General features: G+C 66.4%; 1 pseudogene. It reads left to right on the top strand.

The features are described 5' to 3' along the window. Positions 1-211: pseudogene (locus F6S12_RS33615) on the top strand (urocanate hydratase); the annotation flags it as partial.

Below are 211 nucleotides of genomic sequence, written 5' to 3'. Positions count from 1 at the left end.
GCACCTATGAAACCTTCGTCGAAGCCGGCCGCCAGCATTACGATTCCAACCTCAAGGGCCGTTGGGTACTGACTGCCGGTCTGGGCGGCATGGGCGGGGCCCAGCCACTGGCCGCGACCCTGGCCGGGGCCTGCTCGCTGAACATCGAGTGCCAGCAGACCAGCATCGACTTCCGCCTCAAGACCCGCTACGTCGACGAGCAGGCCACCGA

The sequence above is a fragment of the Pseudomonas sp. JV245A genome (assembly GCF_032424515.1).
GTDB classification, from domain to species: Bacteria; Pseudomonadota; Gammaproteobacteria; order Pseudomonadales; family Pseudomonadaceae; genus Aquipseudomonas; species Aquipseudomonas protegens.
Note: the sequence above shows the minus strand (reverse complement) of the source record. Positions and strands in the feature narration are given on the sequence as shown.